Source organism: Nonomuraea sp. NPDC050202 (assembly GCF_040656115.1).
Classification (GTDB): domain Bacteria; phylum Actinomycetota; class Actinomycetes; order Streptosporangiales; family Streptosporangiaceae; genus Nonomuraea.
Map to the genome: position 1 here is coordinate 1 of NZ_JBFALF010000093.1, position 8,802 is coordinate 8,802.

Here is an 8,802-nt window from a genome sequence, read left to right on the forward strand (position 1 = left end):
TTGGTCGTTGACTCATCTACCGGAGACCTCCTCTCTTGTCGACCTACGACACCGCGCAACCGCCACTCCAGACCACTTCTGAAACACGGCCTAGGCCCGAGGGGCAACGCCGGCTCGCCCCACCGCGATGGTGCGGTGGGGCGCAGTCGAGGTAGGCGATTGATCAGGCTTTCGTGTCAGGCGCCTTCCAATCGAAACCGTCGGCGCCTGGGGGCAGTTCCTCGGGCCTCGCCGGCGCCTGGAACGACGGAAAGCTGTTGGCATTGATGGCTGCTTGAGTGAAGTTGATCTTTCCTGGGCCTGAGGGCTCAACGTAGAGGAACTGGTGTCCCTTCTTCGCCATCGTGGCCATGATCTCTCCCGTGCCACGCATGCCGGACACCAGTGTGAGCGTGAAGACAGCGACGGCGCCGTTGGCTCCCGAGGCGATGAACTTCTCCAGCAACCCACCCCAAATCGCGGTGTGCGGCGAGCCCTGTAGCCTCTTTGCGAACATCAGCGCCGTTATCGTGGTCGTGGCTAAGCTGAGGATCTTGAGCCAGTAGCTGCGATATCCGGCGGCGACTTCGTCCATCATGCCGCCGATGTCGCCCAGCACCCCGCGCAGGACACCGATTTCCTGATGGAAGTGCACGACGACCCGCTCGAACTCCTGCTGGTCCAGTGCGATCCAGCCGTCCCGGGAGGTGGCGACCAGCTGTGGCAGAAGTTGCTTCACTCCGTCATCGAGGCGCCCGGCGATGCTGTGTTTCCAATTGGACGCCGCCTGGGCCATGCCCGGTTCGTTGGCGACGACAGTGCCTGCCATGATCACTGCCGGTGCCATCCACTTCGAGATCTTCCCCAGCGCCTTCAACTTCTCGATCGCGCGCTGACCGATGGAGGCCATCAGACGTATCGCACCTTGCTGGCGTTCTCCGCCGTGCGCCAGTTGCGTTCGGCCTGTGTCAGCGCCGCGCTCCAGCCGTCGCATACGGCTTCGGCGGCACCGAGTTGTTTCTCCGCCCATTCGCGGACGCTTTCGTAGGTGCCTCCCAGGACGAGGTCACCCAGCAGGCCGAAGCCAGGTGAGGCCACGCTCGTGTTGTCGCAGAGGCTTTTCACGAAACCCAGGTTCGCTTTGAGTTCCTGCTCGACCCGCCCGCGCAGGTTGGCGATCGACGATGAGGTGACATGAATAGCGCGCCCATCGGCGGCAGCTGTACTCATGACGCAAATTTAACGCCCGAATGGGCATTTCTGCGGCCTTCTCATTGCAGCTTAATGATCAATTCTATGCGCGGACCACTAATGCTCGTCCTCGGTTCACCGAAAAGCGATGGCGTAGCCTTCATGGATGCAGAAGAAACGCAACTCGTCGAATTGGACAAGCTCGTGCAGGAAAGCGAGCGTTCAATGCGCGAGCTTGGGCAGGCGATGCAAGACCTGCGTCAACTGACGGGCGCGGGAGAAAGCCGTACGGGTGTCGTCTCTGCGCGCGTGGACGCGGACGGCAAACTCGTCGAACTATCCATCAGCCCGAGGGCGATGAAGCTCGGCTCCGCCGACCTGAGCCGTGAGGTGCTGGAAGCCGTCGCCGCGGCACAGCTCGACCAGGAACGCCAGGCCAAGGCGCTGGTCGCCTTTCTTCCGGATGGCGAGGGACTGCTGGACGCCTTCCAACGCGATCTGGCCGAGCTGAAAAACGCCTATACGGCCGAAACGAACGAGCGGCTCGATCGCATGCGCCGCAGCCGGCGAGACTGACCGCCGCAGAGAACAACGGCCTCACCCGGAACTCGGGTGGGGCCGTTCGCGCTGGATCACCCGCAATTCGCCCAGCCCGCGCTGGTGCTGTCCGCACCGACACTGCCGGAGAATTTCACGCACTTTCCTGGAGCAGGCAGCTTGACCGGCCCGGCATAGAATTTGTAGTTGCCACTATCGGTCAGGCTGCCTCCATTCTGCACGTCCAGGGTGGCGCTTACAGGGCTTTCCTTGCCGACGCTCACGCGTTTCATCGTCACCACGCAGTTCTGTTTGGTGGCGGTGTTGTAGAGCTGGAAGGTCTCGCCACCGTTGAATGCCTGCGAGCGCTGAACGTAAAATCCGGATCCGCACACCTGGGCCGGTGCGTAGGGATTCTTGGGCTCTGGCTGCGCGGCGGGCGGCGGGACGGCGCTCGTGGCCGGTGCCGCCTCGGGCTTGGGGGCCGCCGTCGTGGGCGCCGGAGCGGGTGCTTGAGCGCTTTTCGAAGGCGCCGGCGGCGACGGGGCCTCGGTGCTCTTTGTGGGAGATGGCGTCGGATTCTGCGGCTGCTCCGGCGTCTTGGAGTTCTGGTCCGTCGGCGTCGCCGTAACCGTTCTGGTCGCTGTCGGAGGCGCCGACGGTGCAGTGGGCGTCGGGGACGCCCTCGGGATCGTGGCCGTCGCCTGAGGGCTCTGCGGTTGCGTCGTCGCCGGTTGAGACGTGGGAACCGGCTGGGTCAGCGTCGGTGAGGCGGTGGGCACCGTGCTGTACACAGGCGCGGTGGGGACGCTCGACGGAGCCTCGGTCGGCAGGACGAGCGGGCCCACGCCGTACGGGTCCGCGTCGGAGGAAGTCGCCCACGGTACGGTGACCTCCGGTTGGGGCGAGTCCGTGCCCGGGTCGCCGAGCTGCGGAGCCGCACCGTCATCGGGGTTCGTCTCGGTGTTCTTGCCCGGGGCGTCCGGGCCTGGGTCCTCGCTGGTGGCCTTGCCGTCGGCCGCGACGCCGACCGGGCTGATCCCCTGGGTGTCCACGTAGTGACCTGCGCCCCAGAGGCCCAGCCCCGACAGCACCATGAGGGCGGCCACCGAGGCGGCGAGCCCGGCGGGAAATTTCCGGCGAGGTGCCGATCCGCCCGCTTGGGGAACCTGCAGCACCTGCGGTGGCCTGCTTGTGGACTCCTGCTGCGGCGGTGGCGGCCCCCACGACGGCTGCGGACGCAGGGGCACGCCCTCGAGCGGTGCGCTGCCCCCTGCCGGCGGCAGAGCTGGATGCTGGTACATCGGTGGCTGAGCCGCCGTTCCCATCGGAGGCGGTGCCGCCGTGGTCTCCGGCTCTGCCGCTTGGCCACCGAGCAGGCGCAACAGCGCCGCATTCGTCGTGGGTCGCTGCCTGGCGTCCTTGGACAGCGCGGCGAGCAGTACGCCGCGCAGCGGCTCGGTCAGTGCGCCCAGCGCGGGCACGCCGGTCAGCACGGCATCGGCGTCATGGCCGAACGGCGCCTTTCCGGTGGCAGCGAAAACCACCGTCGCAGCCCAGGCAAACAGATCTGCGGAGGAGCTGTACGGCTCTGCCTTGAGCTGCTCCGGTGAGCGATACCCGATCTCACCGGCAGGCTCGCCGAGGTTCAGGTCGGTCAGCCGGAGCCCGTCGGCGCCCATGATGACGTTGCCCGGGGTCAGCCCTCGATGGGTGACACCCGCCAGATGGGCAGCGGTGAGCGCGGTCAGCAGGCCGACGGCCACCCGTTCCACCGCGTCGGCGTCGAGCGGCCCGTCTGCTGCCACGGTCTCGGCGAGGCTGCGCCCCCTCACGTGTTCCCGGACGACGTAGAGGTGACCGTCATCCAGACCCGCGTCCACCGTCCTGGCGATGTAGGAGCTGGAGATGCGCCGGACCCCGCTGAATCGGGCGACACCTTCCGGGTCCGGATCCGGATTCCCAGGCAGCAGCTTGATCACACGCAGGGGCGTGTCGTCCGACTCGCGGCCGAGAAAGGCCGGTCCACGCGGCCCTTCCGGCAGGCGTTCGGACAGCACGTAGTCGCCCAGTTTCTGGGGGTCGCCCGGCTGTAACGGGTTCATCTAAAGGTCCTTCCGTCTTCTCATGACGTGACAACGCACTTCGGGCCGGTCACATCGGGCCGTCGAAGCCGGCGGGCGTCAATGCGGCCGGTCCACCCGCCAGCCCCGGCTTCGGCCGAGAGGCAGGACCAGGGCGAGCGCGCCAGCAACGGCCACGAGGATCAGTGCTCCCGTCATCACGGCCAGAGAGAGATTCCTGGCATGGACGTCTTCCGGCTGCACCTTGGCGATCGCGTCCGCCGCGATCGGTGGCGCGGGCGGGGCCGCCACCACCGGTCGCCCTGCAGGCTCGAAGGGCAGTACGGCGCTGACCGCCAGCACCGGGTTGACCATGCCCGCTCCCGTGCCCTTGCCGACGGAGCCGTCGGCGGTGGCGACGATGCGCCGCCGCACCTGCTCCTGGTCCAGATGCGGGAACCTGGCGCGTACCAGTGCGGCAGTCCCGGACACGTAGGCGGCGCCGAAGCTGGAGCCCTCCAGGTCCACCTTGTACGCGCCGCGCGGCCACGGGGCGATGATGCCCACGCCCGGTCCCAGGACTCCGACGGGTGTCGCGGTGTTGGAGGAGTCGGCGCGGCGCCCGTCGGGCGTGGCGGAGCCGACGGCCAGCACCCCTTCGTAGGAGCCTGGGTAGGCGGGCTTTTCCTCGTTCTCCTGGGTGATGTTGCCTGCGGCGGCGACGATCACGATGTCCCTGGCCAGGGCGTTCTGGACGGCCGCTTTGAGAGCCGGATGGTCGGCCGCCCTGATGGAGATGTTGATGACGTCGGCGTCCAGCTGGACCGCCCTGTCGATGGCCGCGGCCAGGTTGGCGACGTGACCCTCGGCCTGGTTGCTCTGTTTGAGCTCGATGATGCTCGCCTGGGGGGCCACACCGTGGAAGGCGACGCCTGGGTAGACGCGGCCCGCGATGATGCCCGTCACGGCGGTGCCGTGACCGACACAGTCGGTGTATCCGGTGCCAGTCAGATCGATGAAACTGGACAACCAGGGCAGTTGCGGGTGTTCGGTGTCCAGGCCGCTGTCGATGACCGCCACGCGCACGCCAGCTCCGGTGCTCAGCCGCCACGCGGTCTTGATGTCCAGGCGCTTCTGCGCCCAAGGTTCACCACCGGGGAGCTTCACCACACCGGCTTCGGGGTTGCAGTCTTCACGCTCCGTCACAAGGGTCGCGGAGGCCGCCTCCGCCGGAGCAGCGGCGAGTGCAATGGCCAGCACAACCGCTAGGAACAGTGCCTGGAGACTTCCGCACCGTGGGGCCCGGAGGTTCTCGGCGCGTCGAGTCGCGTCTAGCTGCCGCATCCTGCCATCACCACGGCTGGCAGGACATCGACCGACGCGGGCATCCTGGCTCTGGGATCCGCGTTCACAGACACCTGTCCCTGTTTCGAGTCGCATCGTTCGAGAGGCAATCTTCGCGACACCGGATGTCCGTGTCGTTAGCGCAGAGCGCAGGATGCGTTGGTGGCGGACGCAGACCTCGATGCCGGGTCTGAAGGGCGTCGCCCCATAGACGCTTCGGGCCGGACGGCTGGATGAGCCTGCGTGCCGCGATCCGGCCTCTCAGGCAACGACGTCCGGCCGGGCAGTCTCTACGAAACGGTCTCGCACGAGGTCAAGGGTGCGGCTCTGCTGGTGCTCGTCGCCGAGGAGGCTGATCAGGAGGTCCGTCGCGCCAGCGTCGGCGAAGCGAGTGAGTTCCCTGGCGACGGTGTCCTCGTCCCCGGCGATGACTGTCTCGTGCAGGCCCGCAAGTCCCTGCAGTTCCAGCAGGGAGCGGTAGCTCGCAAATCCGGCCGCGTAGCCGAGTTGGCCAGCGACCTGGCGACGCACGCCGTCAGGGTCGGAGGTGACGGCCAGGAGGGTCGCGGCCACGACCCGAGGCTCGGGACGGCCCGCCTCTCGTGCCGCCTTCGTGATGCACGGCACGACGTGGTCAGCCAGAGCTGCCGCGCCGGTCCAGGTGGTGACGGTGCCGTCGGCCAGTTCGCCGGCGATGCGGAGCATGGCGGGGCCGAGCGCGGCCAGCAGAACGGCCGGCGGGGTAACATCGGGCACCTCGACCTGGCCGGAGGCCGACAGCGTCTCGCCACGGTACTCGACCGCCTCGCCGCGTAGCAGGGGCACCAGCGCGGTGAGGTACTCGCGGGTGTGCCGGGCGGGCCGGTCGTAGGACAGACCGTAGGAGCCTTCGATGATCTGCCGGTGGCTGGGCCCTACGCCGAGCGTGAAGCGGTTGCCGCTGACCGCCTGCGCCGTCAGTGCCTGGACGGCCAGCGCCAGCGGGTGGCGCGGGTAGCTCTGGACGACGGCGGTGCCGACCTCGATCCCGGCCGTCTCTCGAGCGGCGAGGCCCGCCACAGTGATCGCGTCCAGCGAGGTGAGCTGGTTGAGGAAGACGCTGGCAAACCCGGCCTGGGCGGCAGCTTCGACCTTGCGCAACAGGATGTCCACGCCCGTTCCGATGGTGTTGAGGTAGACGCCGACTCGCACGATTCCTCTCAATGTGAAGCGGACCTTCCGCTTCCACTTATGTGCGGTACACTAACGTGAATCTCAGATTCCGGATAGGGGGGATGCTGTGCGAGCCGATGCCCGCCGCAATCGCGAGCGCATCGTCGGCGCCGCGCTCGGGCTGTTCGCCGAACGCGGGGCGGGTGTGTCGATGGAGGAGATCGCCCAGGCCGCCGGCCTCGGCGTGGGAACGCTTTACCGCCATTTCCCCGACCGGCACGCACTGGTCGAGGACATCGCGGAAGCCACCCTGACGGCCCTGCGCGACCACTTGCGCGCCTCCCTCGCCCAGCCGCCGTGGGAAGCCCTCCTGAATCTGGTGCGCTACTGCGCCGAGCAGCCCCTGGCGCTGGTCACCTCACTCGCCGGCACCACACCGGCCTCCCCTTGTCGTGCACGGCTCACCAGCGAGATCGACGCTCTGCTGGCCGGTCTGATCGAGCGGGCACAGGACGAGGACGGCATACGCCGCGACCTCTCCTCCGAGCAGATCGCCGGACTGCTCAACGTCGCGATCTGCCGGCCTGGCGCACGCGCGGACGACCCGCTCACCACCGTGCTCCTCGATGGCCTGCGAGTGAGCCGGCCGACCGCGTGATCCGCGCCTTCACCTCCAGACGCAAGGGACGGGTCGCGGGGTTCATGCTGGACGGGGTGCCCCGCGGTGCCGACGCTGCCGCGCGGGTGCTTCCTTCTCGGCCGGTGAGCACCCTTCGTCCCGTCTGCCGGGCAGTCGTGAGGAAGGCGTGAGGCCGGTCTTGCGGCCGAGGCGCGCGGTTGTGCACCCTTGGACGGTGCCCGAGAGCGTAGACGCGGTGTGCGATCACCCGTTCGGAAACTCATGGATTCACCACAAGGTCCAACGCAGTCCTGTGGTTTCCGTGTCCACCGATGCAGTGCCGAAGAAGGAGCGCTTGGCATGGTGGGCGCACCTGTCGGCGCACGAGATAGCGCCGACGGCGCTGTCCACCGAACACGCCGGCAACTTCCACGCCCAGGCGCACTCCATCGACCTGGCAGGCGTGCGGGTGGCCGAGTTCACGATGTCGCCGGTGACCGGGCGGCGCACCCCGGCCCACATCAGGCGGCACGATCCTGATGTCTACCAGCTCTTCCTGGTCCAGGACAGCCCGGTACGGCTGGAGCAGCGGCGCAACGACTCCTGCATGCAGGCCGGGGACTTCTCGCTGTTCGACACCTCTCACCCCTACTCCACCACCTTCGCCGACGTCGGCGGGTTCACCCGGCTGACGATCATGTTCCTGCCCGGTGACGCGCTGCCCCTGCCACGCGGCCACATGGAGCGGCTGCTGGCGCACAAGCTGCCCGCCAGAACCGGGACGGGGGCAATGCTGGCCCGCTACCTCACCGGCCTGCGTGAGCACGCAGGCGGCTGCGATCCGGCAGAGCTCCCCCGCCTGGGCACCATCGGACTCGATCTGGCCGCCGCGTTCCTCGCGAGTCGTCTCGGTTCCGAGGACCGACTGACGCCCGAGAGCCGCCGCCGCATCTTGATCGCGCAGATCGACGCCTATATCGAACGTCAACTCGGCAATCCGAACTTGAGCCCGGCCGACATCGCGGCACACCACCACATTTCCGTCCGGACGCTACACGTGCTCTTCCAGGACCGTCCCGAGACCGTGAGCGCCACCATCCGGCGGCGCCGGCTCGAACGCTGCCGAACCGATCTCGCAGACCCGCAGTTTCGCGACCGGCCGATCAGCGAGATCGGCCTGCGCTGGGGGTTCAAGACCGCGGCGGAGTTCAGCCGCGCCTTCCGAACTGCCTACGACATCAGCCCGCGCGATCACCGCCGCCATGCATTCGCCGCCGATCGAGGTACGAGCTAGCCTGCCGCCTGCTCTGTAGCGGCGTTGAGCCTACGACCCTCGGCACGGGCGCGTTTCCCTACCGGTGACCTCGCCGTCGAGCCAGTAGAGAGCCTCGATCGACGATCCTCTGGATGTGCCGCAACGGCGGCAAGCGGCCAGCCGGGAGCTACACACGGCGCCCTACCGGACAACACTGTCTGGCTGAACACATAACCGTTACACCAGAGGCGCCGAGCAACTGCACGGATGGATGTCAATAAATCGGACAATCGTGTCCGGTTTATATCGCTGCTCCTGTACCTGACCGGCACCAGCGTTGGGCGAACAGGGTGCGCCCAGCACCTGGCCCGAACAGAGAAGCCCTGATTGCGCCGGCCCGCAAGGTGTTCGCCAGCGTCTACGACGCACCGCTTAGAGCGCCTAACGCAATGAGGTGAGGCGCCGCCAGCAGATGAGTGCGCAGGCGAGTTTGAGGAAGGCTTCGTGGATGTCGGCGCGGACTTCCCAGCGGATGCGCAGGCGGCGGAAGGCGTGCAGCAGGGCGAAGGTGTTGGGTCGAGTCCGGGCGCGGTGCCTGGATTGCTCCAGGTCCGTTTCCCGGACCCGCCCGCCGAACCCGGCGTGCGACTCTCACCGCACCG

At 67.8% G+C, this 8,802-nt stretch carries 8 protein-coding genes and 1 pseudogene; 3 read left to right on the plus strand and 6 right to left on the minus strand.

Annotated features, from left to right (window positions below):
* Positions 1-163: 163 nt before the first annotated feature.
* Positions 164-889 carry a hypothetical protein gene (locus tag AB0I79_RS62780; RefSeq protein ID WP_357896116.1) on the minus strand — a complete coding sequence of 242 codons (726 nt, stop codon included), beginning with the start codon at positions 887-889 and terminating at the stop codon, positions 164-166.
* Positions 889-1,209: a hypothetical protein gene (locus AB0I79_RS62785; RefSeq protein ID WP_357896119.1), complete on the minus strand. Its 321-nt coding sequence runs from the start codon at positions 1,207-1,209 to the stop codon at positions 889-891. The genes AB0I79_RS62780 and AB0I79_RS62785 overlap by 1 nt, the downstream gene beginning before the upstream one ends.
* An 81-nt stretch (positions 1,210-1,290) precedes the next feature.
* Here AB0I79_RS62785 and AB0I79_RS62790 point away from each other — a divergent pair, with 81 nt between their 5' ends.
* Positions 1,291-1,746 carry a YbaB/EbfC family nucleoid-associated protein gene (locus tag AB0I79_RS62790; protein WP_357896122.1) on the plus strand — a complete coding sequence of 152 codons (456 nt, stop codon included), beginning with the start codon at positions 1,291-1,293 and terminating at the stop codon, positions 1,744-1,746.
* Positions 1,747-1,802: 56 nt separating this feature from the next.
* Here AB0I79_RS62790 and AB0I79_RS62795 read toward each other — a convergent pair whose 3' ends face one another.
* The 3 genes from AB0I79_RS62795 to AB0I79_RS62805 form a co-directional block, all read right to left on the minus strand.
* The gene (locus AB0I79_RS62795) at positions 1,803-3,812 is read right to left on the minus strand and encodes a hypothetical protein (protein ID WP_357896125.1); all 2,010 of its coding nucleotides are present in this window, start codon (positions 3,810-3,812) and stop codon (positions 1,803-1,805) included.
* Positions 3,813-3,890: 78 nt separating this feature from the next.
* Positions 3,891-4,976, minus strand: a complete 1,086-nt coding sequence (locus AB0I79_RS62800; protein ID WP_357896128.1) for a S8 family serine peptidase — start codon at positions 4,974-4,976, stop codon at positions 3,891-3,893.
* Positions 4,977-5,375: 399 nt separating this feature from the next.
* Positions 5,376-6,305, minus strand: coding sequence for a TIGR03564 family F420-dependent LLM class oxidoreductase (locus AB0I79_RS62805; RefSeq protein WP_357896131.1), 930 nt, complete (start codon positions 6,303-6,305; stop codon positions 5,376-5,378).
* 88 nt (positions 6,306-6,393) lie between these two features.
* Here AB0I79_RS62805 and AB0I79_RS62810 point away from each other — a divergent pair, with 88 nt between their 5' ends.
* Both AB0I79_RS62810 and AB0I79_RS62815 read left to right on the plus strand, forming a co-directional pair.
* Positions 6,394-6,924, plus strand: coding sequence for a TetR/AcrR family transcriptional regulator (locus tag AB0I79_RS62810; protein WP_357896134.1), 531 nt, complete (start codon positions 6,394-6,396; stop codon positions 6,922-6,924).
* A gap of 196 nt (positions 6,925-7,120) precedes the next feature.
* Positions 7,121-8,179, plus strand: a complete 1,059-nt coding sequence (locus AB0I79_RS62815) for a helix-turn-helix domain-containing protein (protein ID WP_357896138.1) — start codon at positions 7,121-7,123, stop codon at positions 8,177-8,179.
* A gap of 402 nt (positions 8,180-8,581) precedes the next feature.
* On the opposite strand, the pseudogene AB0I79_RS62820 reads toward AB0I79_RS62815, so the two are convergent.
* Positions 8,582-8,710, minus strand: a pseudogene (locus AB0I79_RS62820) (IS5/IS1182 family transposase); the annotation flags it as partial.
* Positions 8,711-8,802: the final 92 nt, after the last annotated feature.

What these genes read in the sequence shown, in the direction of transcription:
- AB0I79_RS62780 (WP_357896116.1), bottom strand. Translation starts at nt 889, where the DNA reads ATGGCCTCCATCGGTCAGCGCGCGATCGAGAAGTTGAAGGCGCTGGGG.
- AB0I79_RS62785 (WP_357896119.1), bottom strand. Translation starts at nt 1,209, where the DNA reads ATGAGTACAGCTGCCGCCGATGGGCGCGCTATTCATGTCACCTCATCG.
- AB0I79_RS62790 (WP_357896122.1), top strand. Translation starts at nt 1,291, where the DNA reads ATGCTCGTCCTCGGTTCACCGAAAAGCGATGGCGTAGCCTTCATGGAT.
- AB0I79_RS62795 (WP_357896125.1), bottom strand. Translation starts at nt 3,812, where the DNA reads ATGAACCCGTTACAGCCGGGCGACCCCCAGAAACTGGGCGACTACGTG.